Source organism: Bacillus sp. FJAT-27225 (genome assembly GCF_001685025.1).
Taxonomy (GTDB): Bacteria; Bacillota; Bacilli; order Bacillales; family Cytobacillaceae; genus Bacillus_D.
This window is the reverse complement of sequence record NZ_MAYU01000012.1, coordinates 227,755-244,973: the sequence shown is the minus strand read 5'-3', so window position 1 is coordinate 244,973 and position 17,219 is coordinate 227,755. Positions and strand designations below refer to the sequence as shown.

Annotated in this window: 14 protein-coding genes; 12 read left to right on the top strand and 2 right to left on the bottom strand. The window is 42.8% G+C overall.

Features of this window, described 5'->3' with window-relative positions; translation table 11 throughout:
• Position 1: 1 nt before the first annotated feature.
• From A8F94_RS08800 to A8F94_RS08775, 6 genes are all read left to right on the top strand, one after another.
• The gene (locus A8F94_RS08800; protein ID WP_066198544.1) at positions 2-946 is read left to right on the top strand and encodes an ABC transporter permease; all 945 of its coding nucleotides are present in this window, start codon (positions 2-4) and stop codon (positions 944-946) included.
• A 12-nt stretch (positions 947-958) separates the two neighbouring features.
• The gene (locus A8F94_RS08795; protein WP_066198542.1) at positions 959-1,978 is read left to right on the top strand and encodes an ABC transporter ATP-binding protein; all 1,020 of its coding nucleotides are present in this window, start codon (positions 959-961) and stop codon (positions 1,976-1,978) included.
• The gene (locus A8F94_RS08790; RefSeq protein WP_066198540.1) at positions 1,975-2,952 is read left to right on the top strand and encodes an ABC transporter ATP-binding protein; all 978 of its coding nucleotides are present in this window, start codon (positions 1,975-1,977) and stop codon (positions 2,950-2,952) included. Before A8F94_RS08795 ends, A8F94_RS08790 begins: the two co-directional genes overlap by 4 nt.
• Before the next feature lie 27 nt (positions 2,953-2,979).
• The gene (locus A8F94_RS08785; protein ID WP_066198538.1) at positions 2,980-4,611 is read left to right on the top strand and encodes a peptide ABC transporter substrate-binding protein; all 1,632 of its coding nucleotides are present in this window, start codon (positions 2,980-2,982) and stop codon (positions 4,609-4,611) included.
• Positions 4,612-4,696: 85 nt separating this feature from the next.
• Positions 4,697-5,062, top strand: coding sequence for a DUF3899 domain-containing protein (locus tag A8F94_RS08780; protein WP_066198535.1), 366 nt, complete (start codon positions 4,697-4,699; stop codon positions 5,060-5,062).
• 164 nt (positions 5,063-5,226) lie between these two features.
• Positions 5,227-6,075, top strand: coding sequence for a nuclease-related domain-containing protein (locus A8F94_RS08775; protein WP_254660840.1), 849 nt, complete (start codon positions 5,227-5,229; stop codon positions 6,073-6,075).
• A gap of 405 nt (positions 6,076-6,480) precedes the next feature.
• Here A8F94_RS08775 and A8F94_RS08770 read toward each other — a convergent pair whose 3' ends face one another.
• Positions 6,481-7,389, bottom strand: coding sequence for an MBL fold metallo-hydrolase (locus A8F94_RS08770; RefSeq protein ID WP_066198526.1), 909 nt, complete (start codon positions 7,387-7,389; stop codon positions 6,481-6,483).
• Positions 7,390-7,532: 143 nt separating this feature from the next.
• Here A8F94_RS08770 and A8F94_RS08765 point away from each other — a divergent pair, with 143 nt between their 5' ends.
• Entirely contained in the window at positions 7,533-8,744 is a 1,212-nt protein-coding gene (locus A8F94_RS08765) for a Bcr/CflA family efflux MFS transporter (protein ID WP_066198522.1), read from the top strand.
• Between the two features lie 210 nt (positions 8,745-8,954).
• On the opposite strand, the gene A8F94_RS08760 is transcribed toward A8F94_RS08765, so the two are convergent.
• A complete protein-coding gene (locus A8F94_RS08760) occupies positions 8,955-9,782 on the bottom strand; it encodes a peptidoglycan bridge formation glycyltransferase FemA/FemB family protein (protein ID WP_066198519.1) in 828 nt (275 codons plus the stop codon).
• Between the two features lie 794 nt (positions 9,783-10,576).
• On the opposite strand from A8F94_RS08760, the gene A8F94_RS08755 reads away from it, so the two are divergent.
• From A8F94_RS08755 to A8F94_RS08735, 5 genes are all read left to right on the top strand, one after another.
• Positions 10,577-11,305: a hypothetical protein gene (locus A8F94_RS08755; protein ID WP_139070054.1), complete on the top strand. Its 729-nt coding sequence runs from the start codon at positions 10,577-10,579 to the stop codon at positions 11,303-11,305.
• Positions 11,306-11,393: 88 nt separating this feature from the next.
• A complete protein-coding gene (locus A8F94_RS08750; RefSeq protein ID WP_066198514.1) occupies positions 11,394-12,080 on the top strand; it encodes a LicD family protein in 687 nt (228 codons plus the stop codon).
• 224 nt (positions 12,081-12,304) lie between these two features.
• Entirely contained in the window at positions 12,305-13,822 is a 1,518-nt protein-coding gene (locus A8F94_RS08745) for a lipopolysaccharide biosynthesis protein (protein WP_066198511.1), read from the top strand.
• 159 nt (positions 13,823-13,981) lie between these two features.
• The gene (gene glsA, locus A8F94_RS08740) at positions 13,982-14,911 is read left to right on the top strand and encodes a glutaminase A (RefSeq protein WP_066198509.1); all 930 of its coding nucleotides are present in this window, start codon (positions 13,982-13,984) and stop codon (positions 14,909-14,911) included.
• 247 nt (positions 14,912-15,158) lie between these two features.
• Positions 15,159-17,141, top strand: a complete 1,983-nt coding sequence (locus A8F94_RS08735; RefSeq protein WP_217490911.1) for an aminotransferase class I/II-fold pyridoxal phosphate-dependent enzyme — start codon at positions 15,159-15,161, stop codon at positions 17,139-17,141.
• The last annotated feature ends 78 nt before the right edge of the window (positions 17,142-17,219 follow it).

The window sequence follows — 17,219 nt, the reverse complement described above, 5'->3', positions numbered from 1 at the left end:
CATGCAGCCGAACCTACAGGAAAGCAATCTTTTCAGGCCTGTGTCTCCCGACCAAAAAGCGCAAGACCCGATTCAGCGCCCATCCTTAAGTGTATGGAAAGAAACGCTTCTCAATATTTTTAAAAATAAGCTGGCCGTTCTTGGATTAGGGCTGCTGCTTGTCATCATTTTCTTTGCGATTTTTGGACCGAAGATGGTGCCTTTTAGCGCATCAGACCAGGACTTGATGAAAGGAAATATGGCGCCTAACAGTGAGCACTGGTTTGGCACAGACGACCTTGGCCGCGACATGTGGAGCCGGACTTGGTACGGAGCAAGGGTTTCCCTCACGATTGGATTTGTGGCAGCTTTGATTGACTTGATCCTTGGGGTCACGATTGGCGGAATTGCCGGTTATATGGCAGGCCGCAACAAAAAAGGCGACCGTGTCGATAACGCGATTATGAGGGTTATCGAAATCCTTTACGGCATTCCGTACCTTCTGGTTGTAATTTTGCTGATGGTGATCATGGAACCCGGTGTCACCTCGATCATCATTGCCTTGTCCGTGACAGGATGGGTAAGCATGGCCAGGATAACGAGGGGCCAAATTCTTCAGCTGAAATCTCAGGAATATGTGATGGCAGCTGAAAAATTGGGTACATCTCATGCCAAAATTATTCTCCGGCACCTGCTGCCGAATGCACTCGGTATCATTATCGTCAATTTGACATTTACAATTCCGGCGGCGATTTTTGCCGAATCGTTCCTGAGCTTCCTCGGGCTTGGGGTCCAGGCGCCGTTTGCCAGCTGGGGTACGATGGCGAATGATGCAATGGGTGTCATTCTGAGCGGGCAATGGTGGAGGCTGTTCTTCCCGGCGTTCTTTATCTCGCTGACGATGTTCGCATTTAATGCGTTTGGAGACGGCTTGCAGGATGCGCTGGATCCGCGGAATCGCAAATAGGAGGGAACAACGATGAACCACTTGCTAGAAGTAAAGAACCTCGAAGTGAATTTTAAAACATACGGCGGTGAGGTCAAGGCTGTCCGCGATGTTTCCTTCCATGTCGACAAAGGTGAAATCGTCGCGATTGTGGGAGAGAGCGGAAGCGGAAAGAGTGTGACTGTGCAAACGATCATGGGCCTTATCCCTACACCGCCCGGGATTATAAAAAATGGACAAGTCCTGTTTGACGGCAAGGACCTTTTGAAACTGCCAAGGCGGGAGATGCAAAAAGTAAAAGGTTCGAAGATTAGCATGATTTTTCAGGACCCGATGACGTCACTCAATCCAACGATGAAAATCGGCAAGCAGATTGAAGAAGGGCTGATTGTCCATCAGAAGCTTTCAAAATCAGAGGCGAAAAAAAGAGCTATTGAAATGATCCGCCTCGTCGGGATTCCGAATCCTGAAGAGCGCTATAATCAATATCCGCACGAGTTCAGCGGCGGGATGAGGCAGCGGGCGATGATTGCGATTGCGCTTGCCTGCAACCCGGAACTGCTGATTGCCGATGAGCCGACAACTGCACTCGATGTCACAATTCAGGCGCAGGTTCTTGATTTGATGAAGGATTTGAAGGAGAAGACGAACACTTCGATTATCTTGATTACCCATGACCTTGGGGTTGTCGCCGAAACAGCTGAGCGCGTCATCGTCATGTATGCAGGAATGATGATCGAAAGCGGTACGGTCCGTGAGCTGTTTGAAAATCCTAGGCATCCATATACATGGGGCTTGATGGAGTCGATGCCGGATCATACAAGCACAACAAAGGAAAGGCTGGTTCCAATCGAGGGTACCCCTCCGGATCTTTTTTCGCCGCCAAAAGGCTGTCCGTTTGCTCCAAGATGCAAGTTTGCGATGGAGATTTGCCTGCAGGAGATGCCGCCTGCTTTTGAAGCGGAAAAAGGCCATTATGCAAAATGCTGGCTGAACGATCCAAGGGCTCCCAAGGCCGAAGACTTTGTCGCAGCAGGGAGGGAAACAGTATGACCTTACTCGTACCGGAAACAAAGACAGACACGATTCTTAAAGTTGAGAACTTGAAAAAGTACTTCACGATTAAGAAGGACCAGACAGTTAAATCGGTAGATGATATTACGATTGAGATCAAGCGCGGCGAAACGTTCGGCCTTGTCGGTGAGTCTGGGAGCGGCAAATCGACTCTTGGAAAAACGGTCGTTGGTCTGGAGTCCCCGACGGAAGGAAACATCCTTTACAACGGGGTAAACGTTGCCGACCTCGACCGAAAGGCAAAGGCAGTGGCCAACCGGGAAATGCAGATTATTTTTCAGGACCCGCACGCATCGCTGAATCCAAGGATGCGTGTCGGCGATATTATCGCTGAAGGCATTGATGCCCATAAGTTGGCAAAGGGCAAGGAACGGCAGGAGCGCGTATACGATTTGCTCGAACGAGTCGGCCTGCGCCCTGAACATGCCAAGCGCTATCCGCATGAATTCAGCGGCGGCCAGCGCCAGCGGATCGGGATTGCCCGCGCACTTGCTGTCAACCCAAAATTCATCGTAGCCGATGAACCGATTTCCGCGCTCGATGTTTCGATACAGGCTCAGGTAATCAACCTTTTGGAGGACCTGAAGGAGCAGGAAGGCCTGACGTATCTGTTCATCGCCCATGACCTTGGGATGGTCAAGCACATCAGTGACCGAATCGGAGTCATGTATTTAGGGAAAATGATGGAACTTGCCAGCAGTGACGATTTGTTTGCCGAACCGCTGCATCCATATACCCAGGCGCTTATGTCCGCAATACCGATAGCAAAGCCGGGTGCTGCAAAAAGGGAGCGAATTGTGCTCCAGGGCGATCCGCCAAGTCCGGTCAATCCGCCAAGCGGCTGCCGGTTCCGTACAAGATGTCCGCATGCCATGTCCATTTGCGCCGAACTTGTTCCCGAGTTCCGGGAAGTTAAGAAAGACCATTGGACTGCATGCCATCTATATAAGTAGTTTTTTTACATCAAGGAGGAAACTGGAATGAAGAAATGGCTTAAAACGATAGCCTCCGCACTAGTTGTCACAACAGCATTGGCTGGCTGTTATGGCGGGGAAAATCAGTCTTCCGGCGGAGATTCAAGTGCCAACGCCAAAGACGTGAAACAGGAAATTGTCTTAAATTTGATGACCGAACCGCCTGCATTGGATCCTGCAATGGCGACCGATGTACCGTCAGGCTGGATTATCGACCACACATTTGAAGGCTTATACACAAAAGATAAAGAAGGTAAGCCTGTTCCTGGTGTGGCCAGTGATGTCCAGAAATCAGAGGACGGCAAGACTTACACATTTACAATTCGTGACGATGCAAAGTGGTCCGACGGAACTCCTGTAACTGCCCATGATTTTGAGTACAGCTGGAAGCGGACGCTTGATCCTGCAACCGGAAGCCAGTTTGCTTTCTACCTTTATTATTTAAAGGGCGGCGAGGAATTTAACCAAGGTAAAGGTTCGGCTGATGAAGTCGGCGTAAAAGCAACCGACGATAAAACGCTAGTCGTTGAGCTTAACAGCCCGCTTGGCTACTTTGAAGAGCTTTTGACAATGTGGACATTCTATCCGGTTAAAAAGGATTTGGTCGAGTCCAATAAAGACTGGGCAGCCGGAGCCGAAACGCTCGTTGGGAACGGTCCTTTCAAACTTGTTGAATGGAAGCACGACAGCCAGGTTGTTGCAGAAAAGAACGAACATTACTGGGGTAACAAAGACGTCAACCTGGAGAAGGTTACCTGGAAAATGGTCAATGACGCTACTACCTATTACCAAATGTATAAAACTGGCGAGCTTGACTTGATTCAAACCTTGCCATCCGATGTCGTCGAACAAGAAAAGAATAGCGAAGAATTCCTGAATGTTCCTTATTTCGGAACGTACTTCTACATGTTTAACGTTGAAAAAGAGCCATTTAACAATGAGAAAATTCGCCGTGCCTTTGCAATGGCGCTTGACCGTGAAAGCTTGACGAAAAATATCACCAAAGCCGGTGAAATTCCTGCCTATGCATTCGTTCCGCCAGGCGTTGAAACGTCCAAAGGCGACTTCCGCGAAGTTGGCGGCGAGTACTTCGAGGAAGATTTTGCAGAAGCGAAAAAATTGCTTGAAGAGGGTATGGCTGAAGAGGGCTGGACAACCCTTCCTGAAGTAGAACTGCTTTACAACACAGCTGAAAACCATAAGAAAATTGCTGAAGCCGTACAGGAAATGTACAAGAAAAACCTTGGGGTAGACATTAAGCTTACTAACCAGGAGTGGAAAACATACCTGGATACAACCGACCAGGGCAACTTCCAAATGTCTCGTATGGGCTGGATTGGCGTATTGAATGACCCTACCGTCCTACTCGACTATTTCCTTGGTGACAGCCCGAACAACCGCACCAATTGGGTAAATGAAGAATATGACAACCTCTTGGATCAGGCGAAAGCCGAACAAGATCCGGACAAGCACTTCGAACTCTTGCATGAAGCTGAAAAAGTGCTCATGGAGGCACTGCCATTCGTTCCAGTTTACCATTACACAACCACATACTTGACTTCACCTAAATTTGAAGGCCTTGTTTATCCAAACAACCGCTATCCAAACCTGAAGTGGGCGAAGAAAGTATCTGAATAAGTATTGATATATGGCAGGGGAGGGGTTCCTATACCTCTTTCCTGCCCATATTTATTTTTTCGGTTTGAAGGAGGAGTTTTAGGCAATGTTTAAAAAAATCATTTTGTTTGTGGTGTTAATCGCATTTTGGCCTGCAGCAGGCAAGGTTTTTGGGTTAACCCCGCTCGAACTTGTGAACCAGTCATTTTTGGTCGGCCTGGTAAGCCTTTTGGCAGCCGCCAGCTTCCTCATTCTGCGAACCGGCTTCTTATCCATGTTCTTCGGCGGCTTTAAAATTTTGGGTTCCTTCATCACACCCAAATCCAACGCCATGCAGCGCGAAGACGAACGCGCCCGCAACAACGAAGATCTAGCAGAATTCAAAAACTCCCTCTATGTAAAAATAGTTGGCCTGTGTTCACTAGTTGGAATCAGCTCCGTCACCTTCTCAGTTTTGGCGATGCTGGTTTAGTACGAACAGTGGGTGTCAAATCTATAATTTTATTTGGTTAATTTTTGCAAGTGAGGGGTTATTTTTCTAAAATAAAATTATATAAAGAAAGGAAGTGGAGTATGGAATACAAAGTTCGAAGTAAATCAAAAAAGCTGCTGATTTACGAATCTCTTGCTGTGAGAATGGTATTGTCTGATGAAGACAGGGCAGTTTATAAAAGGCTGTTGAAAGGCTATGAGGGGGAACTGGCCTTTGATGAAATGACCAGAAAGCTGCAGTGCGAGTGCATCATTTTAAATGATTTGGTCCTGGAAATTGGCGGCAAGACATTCCAGATAGATACCTTAATTATTACTGCGAAGCCGATATATTTATTTGAAGTTAAAAATTTTGAAGAAGAGTATTATTATGATTCCAAAGAGGATCAATTCATTAAACTCCCCAAGTTGGTGGTTGATAATCCTTTAGTTCAGCTAAAAAGAAGTGAAACCACACTCCTTCAACTGCTCCGCCAATTAGGCTACACTTCGATTTCCATTCATGCTTCAGTAGTTTTCATTAACTCCGAGTTCACTTTATTACAAGCCCCACTTGATAAACCTCTTATTCTCCCGACTCAGCTTAATTCTTTTTTGCGAAAATTTAATAATATACCTAGTGGATTAACCGATGCGCATTGGCAGATGGCGGATAAGCTTTGTGCGCTTCATCAAACTGAAACACGCTATGATCAATTGCCAACATATACTTTTGAGGATTTGCAACCTGGCATGAGATGCCGGAAGTGCGGAGCCCTTTCCGTGACGGTGGTAGGCAAAAAAGGTATCTGCCAGTGTGGGGAAAGCGAGAAAGTAACGGATGCAATCATCAGACAGGTACAGGAATTTCAGTTGTTGTTCCCAAATGAAAAAATTACAACAAAAATTATTCACGCGTGGTGTGGGGAGGTATTTTCCAAAAAGAGGATATGTAATACCCTGCAGCGAAATTTTAAAAGAGTTGGAATTGATAAGTTAGCTTATTATGAATGAAGGATATTGGTTAGAGAGGAGAAATACCGCGGAAATAATAAATTGGGTTAGTTGGTGAATAAGTGATTAATCGGCGAAACACATTTTTAGATTAATCTTGCGTTGCGGCAAAAAATTAATCTGCGAAACACAATTTAGTGGATTAATCGTAGGTTTTAGGCAAGTGATTAATCTGCGAAACACAATTTAGTGGATTAATCGTGGTTGGTGAACAGGAGATTAATCTACTAAACGCAATTTAGTGGATTAATGGTGGTTGGTGAACAAGAGATTAATCTACGAAACACCATTTAGTGGATTAATCGTGGTTGGTGAACAAGAGATTAATCTGGGAAACACAATTTAGTGGATTAATCGGTTTTGTTCAACATGAGATTAATCCACTAAACCTAAAATAAGATCTGCCTAAAAAACAGTCTCCCCAATCAGCAGCACCTTCAACTTTTCCTCCGGCAACCCTTGTTCACCCCATGCCCGCAGCAGCCGCTCGAGCGCTTCGGGCCCGGTGTCGTCGGCCAATCGATAAGCGCCGTAATGCATCGGCACAAAGGTACGGGCTCGCAATTCAATGAACGCCCGTACACTGTCCTCGGGTGAGATGTGGGAAGCGGCCATGAACCACTCAGGCTCGTAGGCGCCGATAGGCATGAACACCGTGTCAATCTCAAACCGCTCTGCGATCATCTTGAAGCCGCGGAAATACCCTGTATCGCCAACAAAGTAGAATGTTTCCTGCCCCGTCTCAAAAATCCAGCCTCCCCAATGAGAGGTGTTCATGTCATTCAGCGACCGCCTTGTCCAGTGCTGGGCCGGAACGAAGTGGATCCGCACTCCGCCAATCTCCTCAATATCCCACCAATTCATTTCGACAACCTTTTGAAAGCCTTTTTTTAAAAAAAGAGCCTTGAGCCCGACTGGAACAAAGTATTGCGGGTTCCCCTTCAGTTTTCCGAGAGTCGGGAAGTCGAGATGATCGTAATGAGCGTGAGAGATGACAACGATATCGATATCCGGCAGCTCGTCCAGCGTCAACCCGGGCTCAGTCAATCGTTTCTGAAAGCCCATTCGCTTCGCCCAGACCGGGTCGGTCAGGATATTCAAGCCATTCATCTGAATCAGAAACGTGGAGTGGCCAATCCATGTGTAGGACGTCCGACCGCGATTACCAACCAGTTCCTTTACCATTTTAACAGGACTATGCTCTATATTCACTGATAAATCCTTTACTTTGCTGCGCCGTTCCTTTTGCCAGCGCCTCATATCCCGGAACGATTTATTGTTTAAAACATTATTTAAATTGGCGTATCGTTTCATCTTCCTCCACCTTAAAACCAAGAATTGTATTTTGAGTATAGCAGTACAGCCATAATTAAAAAAGTAGAAACTTCCCAGTGGACACGTGCTTTTATTCTGGGTACACTAAAACAATATTTTGTGTTGGAAAGGTGTTTTGGTGTATGGTTAAGAACCCGACGGGAAGACAGCGGATTGGTTTGGCATTTCTTCTTAGTATGCTTTCCATATTGGGTCCGTTAAATATTGATATGTATTTGCCGAGTTTTCCGGAAATCGCGGAAGTTTTTGGTGCGGAGGCTTCGCTTGTTCAACTAAGCCTGACAGCTTGTTTGTTGGGAATTGCAATTGGGCAGCTGATTGTGGGGCCGATTAGTGATTCGAAGGGGAGACGGAAGCCGCTTTTGATTTCCGTTTTTCTTTTTGGGCTTTCCTCGCTGTTTTGCGCGTTCGCGCCCACTATTGAGATGTTGATTGTTGGCCGTTTCTTGCAGGGCTTGACTGCATCGGGAGGGATTGTCCTTTCTCGCGCGATTGTCCGGGACATTTTTGATGGAGAGGCCCTGACGAAGTTTTACTCGTTATTGATGGTAATCACAACTGTCGCTCCGTTGGTCGCGCCGATTGCCGGAGGACTGATTCTGCTTTTGCCATTCGGCAATTGGTCGATGATTTTTGTGTTCTTAAGTTTAATCGGCTTCGTTATTTTGGCTGTTGTTGGAATTAAACTAAAGGAGACACTGCCTGTGGAGGAGCGGACGGCCAGTTCCATTGGCGGAACTTTGAGGGCAATGGGCGGGTTGGTAAAGGACCGTTCTTTCATTGGCTATGCGCTAATTGTAGGCTTTGTCCACGGCGGGAGTTTTGCGTATGTATCGGGGACGCCGTTTGTGTACCAGGGGATTTATGGCGTTTCACCGCAAACGTTCAGTATTCTTTTTGGCATAAATGGTATTGCCCTTATTTCCGGAAGCTATATCGCAGGGCGCTTTAGCGGGCGGGAACGGGGACTCCTGCGCACGGCGGTGCTTACTGCGCTCACCGCAACGGCATTCCTTCTAATCATGACTATGATAAAAGGTCCGCTTGCGACGCTGGTTATCTCGATTTATATTTACATGACCGCGATGGGCATGATCCTGACGAGCTCTTTTTCACTGGCGATGGAAAAACAGGGCCGCCGGGCCGGAAGTGCGAGTGCGTTTTTGGGAATGCTTCCGTTGCTGATTGGCTCTGCCGTTTCACCGCTGGTTGGGCTTGATGAAACAACGGCAGTGCCGCTTGGAGTGATTCTTTTTACGACTACATTAATAGGAAACATCTCCTTCTTCGGATTGACGAGGAAGCCCGAAACGGAAAATAAAATTATTGGCTGAAACTTCTTCGTAGGTTGTAAGAGGTGTTTGAAGCAGGGAGCGGTTTCCTGCTTCTTTTTCTATGTGGAAGTTTTGATAAAAAGTTGAAGTTAGAGGAGACCGACTCAGATTTGCTCCATAAGACAAGCAGCAGGACTTTATGTCCATGCTGCTTTTTCATTTTATAGGCGGAAAAAAGTCTCGATCAGTCTAAAAATTTGCTTCCCCGTCTTATGGGTCAGACATTAGAGAGGTTCTTGCATTCAGGTATTCCGGGGTTTTTCTCCATTTTAAATGGGAAATGAGAATGACCAATTTGCCAAGCAGGCTGAAACCCTTATAAACTTTTATCTCATCAGCCGCAAACCCGCCGAATCCTTTTTTGAACTCATTAATGCCCTGTCTTTCCTTATCATTTGGATCTTGTGACATACCGCAAAAGTCGTACCACTGGCAGCCTTTCTCTTTGAAAAAAACAATGGATTCCCAGTGCAGGAGGCGGTTGGCCCGTCCAATACAATTCTTTTCTGTAGAATCCTTGCCTGCCCGGCTCGAAGCGGAATAAAGCATGATTGCCCGATTCCCATCGACTATGTAGCCGTGGCAGCAAAGTGTTTTTCCTTCATTCTTCGCCATTGTGATGACAAAGGCTTTCTTATCCCGTAACGCTTTCATTTTGTCCGGAAGGCATAGCATAATTTTCTTCGTTTTTGCAAATGCATTAAAGAACACAGCAAACTCTTCTATGTCTTGATCAGTAGGCTCATCCAGTACAGTGAAGGTGATGCCTTCCCTAATGGCTCTGTTAATTTTATACTTGACCGATTTCTGAAAAGCTCCGAAAATCTCATTCTCGGATTTCCCCAGGTCAATTACATGGGTTTTAACCTTTTTCTTTAAACAAAAAATCGTCGATGGGTCGGGAGGCAAAGTGCCTGGCGACAAACCGGTATTTAGCCAGGACTCAATCTGAACGTCTGTTTTTGGGGAATTGTCCAATTTCATACCATAGGTTTCAGTAAATAAAAGAAATTTGCGTTTATAAGTAACCACCAGCATTCAAATATAGTTCTCCTTCCATAAGTTTTATTTACAGATACCTTATATCTGTATTCAAAGCAGGAAGGAAATACGACAAATTTACAGCAAAACGTCCATTAGAGAATGTCACGGCCAAATTCGTTCAATATAGTAAACGGAATAAACCGGACTATAAGGAAATAAAATTTTTAAAAGAGGACAAGTTGCCAGCGTGCATACTGTTTATTTTTAATAAAAAAATGAAAAACAATGTGACCTTCATCCAAAAAAGGGGGAGTGCAAACCTCTCGGAAAAAACAGCAAAAACTGTTAGTGACGGAAAGGAATAATTAGCCAAAATCCTAATACACTATTCCCATGACTCACTAAAATATTGGGAAAATAAAAGCAGCTGGAACCGTTTTTCGGTTTAAACGAATGAGGTAATGTTCGAAAAATTGTCTCTGGATAGGACTCTATGGACCGGGATATCAATCCAATTTGCGAAGGGATAAAAACTTTAGAGCTTCGTGGGTAAAGACGTAATCAAACAACCATTTAAGGTGACAGCCATAAAAAGAGGGGGCGAAACGAAAATGTACAAGTATTACCAGGATGGATGAACCAGGCGGCGCCCCAACCTACCTAAGGGATATCCGCTTCTCCCTGAAGCAAAGGGACCATGCCTTTAATGTCAGACCGGCGCGCAATTGCCGATTTTTCAAATTAAAGGAGAGCTGAGTTCTGAGTTCCTTTTTATCCTTTAAAAGCTTGGTCAGACATGCTTCTTGAGAAAGAGTGATAACATGATTAGTATTTGGAGAAAATTGTCAGTGGTTGTTAAGATGGAGCAAATCTATTTTCCAGAGGATGAAAGTTTCCTATATAGTTCATCTTCCGATTTGGTTGGCATCACACAATCAGTAATCCCAATAAAGGGATTGCGTCCCATAGAAACGCTGCAAACAGATTTGACTAAAAGTGAGGATGATTTGTGGGCGGAGATAAAGAAATCGACAAGACAGCACATTCGCCAGGCCCAGAAGAACTACCGGTTAAGCTATTTTGCCACTGACGAACCGACAGATGAGCAGATTCACCAATTCCGGGACTATTACAATGAGTTTGCACGGGCAAAAAAAACACGTATATGTACGTCCTTTAACGTAAACACTATGAAGCTGTTACGAAATCAAAAATCTCTGTTTATGAGTTTCATGGAAACTGAGGACAACAAACCAATCTGTTACCGGGTTTATGCAGTGGATGGAAAAAGAGCAATGGCTTTGTATAATGCTTCGCACTACCGGATGGAAGTCGATACCGATAGAAAGAAGATGTTAAGTAATGGACATCATCTTCAAAAATGGATGGATATCCTAAAATTTAAGGAAAAGGGCTTTCTAATTGTTGACTCGGGTGGACTGACCAATGATGAGAAAATTAGAAATTACAAGCTCCAATTTGGCGGGAATATCGTAACCGAGTATTCAGGTTATCTTCCCAAGACGGTTCTCGGACAGTTGGTTATTTATGCCAGGAATAGATCGGTTGGCGTTTAAACGGGGCTTCAGCATTGCTCTGAACCTAATGGTTTTGTTGTTTTGTTATAGCTGAACTCCTACTACACAAAGAGAGGCACACAATATAATGGAAAATCTATTAAAAGTTTTATTTTACAAACTTCGCATATACAAATATGCCAAAAAATATTTGTTAAAACCGTATATCATGCTAATGACCGTTATGTTTAAGTTCAGTTCCAAAAAAGCCATAAAGAAACTAGTAAAAACGATGGATAAACATAACCCTCGATACTGGTTGGAATTCGGTACGCTTCTTGGTGCAGTGAGAGAAAAGGGATTTATTTCTCATGCTGCTGATATTGATATTGCCATGTATATTGAAGATCGTAATCCGGACCTGGACAGCATTTTACGTTCAAATGGATTTAAATTAAAAAAAAGAGCCAAATTGTTATCCGGAGATCTTATAGAAGAATCCTATCATTATAAAACTTCCCAGGTAGATTTCTTTTATGCTTACAGGAAAGATGGGCAAATCAAACTATTTGATTATCAAACGATTGATAATCTCCCTCCCAATGAATGCATAAAAAAATATGGGGGGTTAAGGGTGTATGAAAACATTGTTCCAGATTCTGATCGAATACAATATAATTTCCTGGGTTTAGAGACTTGGATTCCTAACAATTATCATGTTCACTTACAAGAGCTGTATGGAAGTGATTATATGATCGTCAATAAGAATTGGACTGAAGACTCAAGCCCTGCAAGGAAGGAAACAAGTCAATTTGCCGTAGTTGAGTATTTGTAGATTAGTAGAATATCTTAAAAGGCGAAAGCGGGAGTGAGGCCAATTTGAAAGAAGAAACTGCCCCGCGAGACGTCTATGTAAAAGAAATCAGCGATCATTTCTGGGCAGAAGTAGATTCGATGGGACGACTAAAGACGGATTATCCGTTTCGTAGAAGAGGAAGATTATGCAAAGGTATTTGTACTCAATACAAAATGATTTTATAAAGGTGGCATAACCTTTTTATGCGAACGAAAATGGCATTTTATACTCTGATTACTAATCTTGCCCATCAACTTGTTTATGCCTTAATCGGGTTGATCCTGCCCAGGTTGTTTATCACTGTTTATGGATCGGCAATAAACGGCCTGATGTTATCCATCAGGCAATTTTTAATCTTTTTAAATATTGTCGAAGCTGGAATCGGGCGAGCGGCAATCACTTCGTTATTAAAACCGATAGCAGCCAATGATAAGAACGCAACGAATGGGATACTTTCCGCAGTAAGATTACTCTATATACGGACTGGCTATATTTTCGCCAGTCTTGTTGTCATCCTCGCTATCATTTACCCCTTCTTGATACATGGCCAGGTTAGCTATCATACTTCCTTTTTCTTGACTCTCCTTTTGGGATTAAGTGGTTTTGTAGATTTTTTCATTATCGGAAAATATAAAGTGCTGCTTATTGCTGACCAAAGAGGATATGTATATAACACGATCTTAATAATAAGTTTATTAATACATGCAATTTCTAGCGTGATTCTAATTAAGTTGGGTTGGCCTATCCTTCTTGTCAATGGCATTGCAACTTTTTTAGCCGCATCCAGAGCTTTATTGATGATTCTTTATGCCAAAAAGAACTATTCACATGTTAGTTATAATGTGACACCCAATACAAATGGTATTGCCCAGCGCCGGGATGTCTTATTTCACCAACTGGCCACACTTGTTGGATACAATGCGCCAGTGATAATCATTACAGCATTTTTAGGGCTGAAGGAAGTTAGTGTATTCACGACTTACAATATGGTTTTTTCTGCAGTTACAATGCTAGTCGTATCTTTTTCAGACGCGTTATTCGCAGGTATCGGTGATTTATTAGTAAGAGGTGAAAAACAGAGGGTAATCGATGTTTTCAATACGTTTGAGTTTGTTTATTATGCCATCATTTCATGGGCCTATACGACCGCACTCGTATTAATCGTGCCATTTATTTCAATTTACACGGCTGGCGTTTCAGATGCTGAGTATATTCGTCCAAGCTTAGCGATTTTGTTAGTAATTTCCGGGGTCGTAACGAATTGCAGAATGCCATCCTCAACTTTGGTGAATTCTGCAGGACACTACAAAGAAACAAGGAACCGAGCGATTGCAGAGGCGATCATAAATGTTGCTGCTTCGCTAACTTTCGTGCATATATGGGGTGTTGAGGGTGTGGTAATAGGCTCAATTTGTGCTTATACTTATCGGACTATTGATCTTATAATCTATGGCTCAAGAAAAATATTGGATGCTTCTATTAAGCCTACTTTATATAAGTTACTTACTAACTCAGGCCTGGCCATAATTGCGTTTATTTCAATCCAATGGATATTCACTATTGATCCGAAAAATCTATACGAATGGTTCGGCTATGCGTTTATCATCTCTTTATGGAACATAGGCATTATCGTTCTCGGGAATTTCATTGTACATCCAAAAATGTTTAAAGGCGTTTATTTAAGAGGAAGGTTGATCCTAGCCAGAGAAAAGGGGCTGTAGCCGCATTGAGGATAGAGTAAAATGGAGGACCCGTTACAGAATAACGCAATTTTTCCCTGGCCTAGTATGCCAGGCCCGGCTTTACACCATGAAGGAAAAAGATTGCCAATGTCTTTTTATTAAGTAAAGATTTGGTGCATACTAATTTCGGTGATGATTATGCTCTGTGAATCAAATGAAGAGTTGGATGTGCTGGTAGAGGAGGCTCGGCCGTTTACGAAAAATGGGAAGGTGGCCGATTACATACCTGAGCTGGGAAAGGCGAACCCGGACGATTTGTCGATTGCGATCCATTATCCAGATGGAAATTGCGTTGCGGCAGGAGAGGTAAGACGGAAAATTACACTCCAAAGTATTTCAAAGGTGCTCAGTCTCGCCTTGGTGCTGATGGATCGGGGGCAGGACTATGTGTTTGAACGGGTGGGGATGGAGCCAACTGGTGATCCATTTAACTCGATTGCCAAACTGGAAACAATGGGAATCGCCAGGCCGCTGAATCCGATGATCAATGCCGGCGCCCTGGCTGTAACCCATATGATTAAAGGCAGCTCGGTTGATGAGCGGTTGCAGCGGCTTTTGGAATTTGTGAAGGAAATGGCTGAAAATCGGGAAGTCAGTGTTAATGAGAAAGTTGCGCGTTCCGAGTTCGAAACCGCGCACCTGAACAGGGCTTTGTGCTATTTTTTAAAACAGCATGGGGTAGTTACCGAGGATGTTGAACCGTTGATGGATTTGTATACGAAGCAGTGTGCGATAGAAATGGACTGCAGGGATTTGGCGGATATCGGGCTTGTGTTTGCAATGGATGGCGTGAACCCGGCGACAGGGAAGCGGATTATGCCAGCGGATGTAGCGAGGATTTGCAAAACTTTTATGGTCACGTGTGGCATGTACAATGCTTCGGGCGAGTTTGCGATTAAAATCGGTATTCCTGCCAAGAGCGGCGTTTCGGGCGGAATTATGGGTGCGGTTCCGGGAAAGGTCGGAATAGGCATCTTTGGACCGGCACTCGACGAAAAAGGGAATAGCATCGGCGGAATCAAACTCCTCGAACTGCTATCGGAAAAATATAGCCTGTCCATGTTCTAATAGGGACGGTTCTGGTTTGCCAAAGCATAATTGCGGCAGATGAGAATCGTCCCTATTTTTTGTCAATGGTCTTAGACGGCAAACGATCATAAATAATTGCCGCCACTTAAGATGGGAAAACTTTTTTAGGAGAATTGAGGACTCTGTTGGCACTTTAAAAGAGAATGAGGAATTTATGGGATTTTTGGTATACATTATCTATTTTTCACATTTTATATATATATAGGTAAAACTAAACAGGGCCTTTTTGGCATTAGGAGCTGTTTTTGCATTTATTTTTGTCATAGTAATTTGCTTTTTACTCTCAAGTCTATCTCTGGCATATACACATTCAGCACTTGGAAAAATTGGTGAAGGCTATAGTTTATTGGGAGAAGATAAACCAAGCTTAGAACTTATTCAGGAAGGTGAAAAACACATGCAATCCATCATATTAGCTGCAGGAATGGGAAAGCGTCTTAAAGAGCTAACGAATAATAATACAAAATCTATGGTTAAGGTTAATGGAATTACAATGATTGAAAGGATGCTCCGCCAACTCGATAAATTAAACTTAGAAAGGATAATCGTGGTGGCGGGCTTTAAAGGTCAAGTGCTTATAGACTACATTTCCACTTTAAGGATTAAAACACCAATCGAATATGTAACAAATGAGATTTTTAATAAAACAAATAATATTTATTCACTTTATCTTGCAAAAGACTATCTTTTAAAGGATGACACTATATTATTGGAATCTGACCTTATTTTTGAAGATGAAGTATTAAATAAGATTGTTAAGGATCCATACCCAAGCCTTGCGCTAGTTGCAAAATACGAAAGCTGGATGGATGGTACAGTTGTTACCCTGGACGAGGAAAACAATATAAAAAGTTTTTTGGGTAAAAAAGATTTTAGATATGAAGATATTCAAAAATATTATAAAACAGTGAATATATATAAATTTAGTAAAGAGTTTTCTACAACACATTACGTCCCATTCTTAGAAGCCTATAGTAAAGCGCTTGGAAATAACGAATATTATGAGCAAGTGCTTAAAGTAGTTACTTTATTGGATAAGCCAGAAATTAAAGCAACTATCCTAGGTGATGAGGCATGGTACGAGATTGATGATTTACAAGATCTTGATATTGCAGAATCTATTTTTACAACTTCAACTGAAGATAAATTAAAAAGAATTCAGAACAGATATGGTGGTTATTGGAGGTATCCAAGTTTAATTGATTTTTGTTATCTAGTAAATCCATTTTACCCTTCGTCCAAACTATTGGATGAAATAAAAGCAAATTTCGAACGTTTAATTTGCGATTATCCTTCAGGTATGGGTGTTAATAGTCTGTTGGCAGCAAAATATTTTGGTTTGAAAAAAGAACATGTAGTTGTAGGAAATGGGGCAGCAGAGTTAATTAAATCAGTCATGGAAACACTTCCTGGAAGAATTGGTATGGCGGTTCCAACATTTGAGGAATATCCAAATCGTAAACGTCCAGATGACATTGTTCCATTTTTCCCTACCAACAGAAATTATTCATATACGGCTAAAGATTTAATGGACTTCTATATAGATAAAGATATTTCTGTTCTCTTATTAATTAATCCAGATAACCCTTCTGGAAATTACATTAAGAAGGTAGATATTTTAACAGTTGCTCAATGGGCAGAAAATAGGGGCATTACATTTATTGTAGATGAATCTTTTGTAGATTTTGCAGAAGAGGATGATGCCACCCTTCTAACCGAAGAAATACTAAATAATTATCCTAGCTTACTTGTGATAAAAAGTATTTCAAAATCCTTTGGAGTGCCAGGGCTTCGTCTAGGTATACTAGCTTCCATAAATTCGGATCTTATTGACTATATTAAGAAGGATGTTGCGATTTGGAATATCAATTCCTTCGGGGAATTCTATATGCAAATATTTGAAAAGTATAAAGGTGATTATGAAGAAGCGATGAGAAGGTTTAAAGAGGTGAGAAGGGAATATATTGAACATCTCTCAACATTGGAGAATATCCGCGTAGTACCATCACAAGCAAATTATATTATGTGTGAAATACTTGGACCAAAAACAGCTAAAAAGGTAACAGAAGAATTATTAGATAAATATAACTTGTTGATTAAGGACTTATCTTCAAAAAATGGATTTGAAGGAGAATATATTAGAATAGCTGTAAAACGCCCCGATGAAAACGAAAAGCTAGTTCAGGCATTAAAGACGGTGTTAAAATGAAGGGCTGCTAATTCCGAAAAACTTTGGGCTGAGGACGGTTAAGGATATTGTTGCCTTCTATGGACAAAAAAATAAATC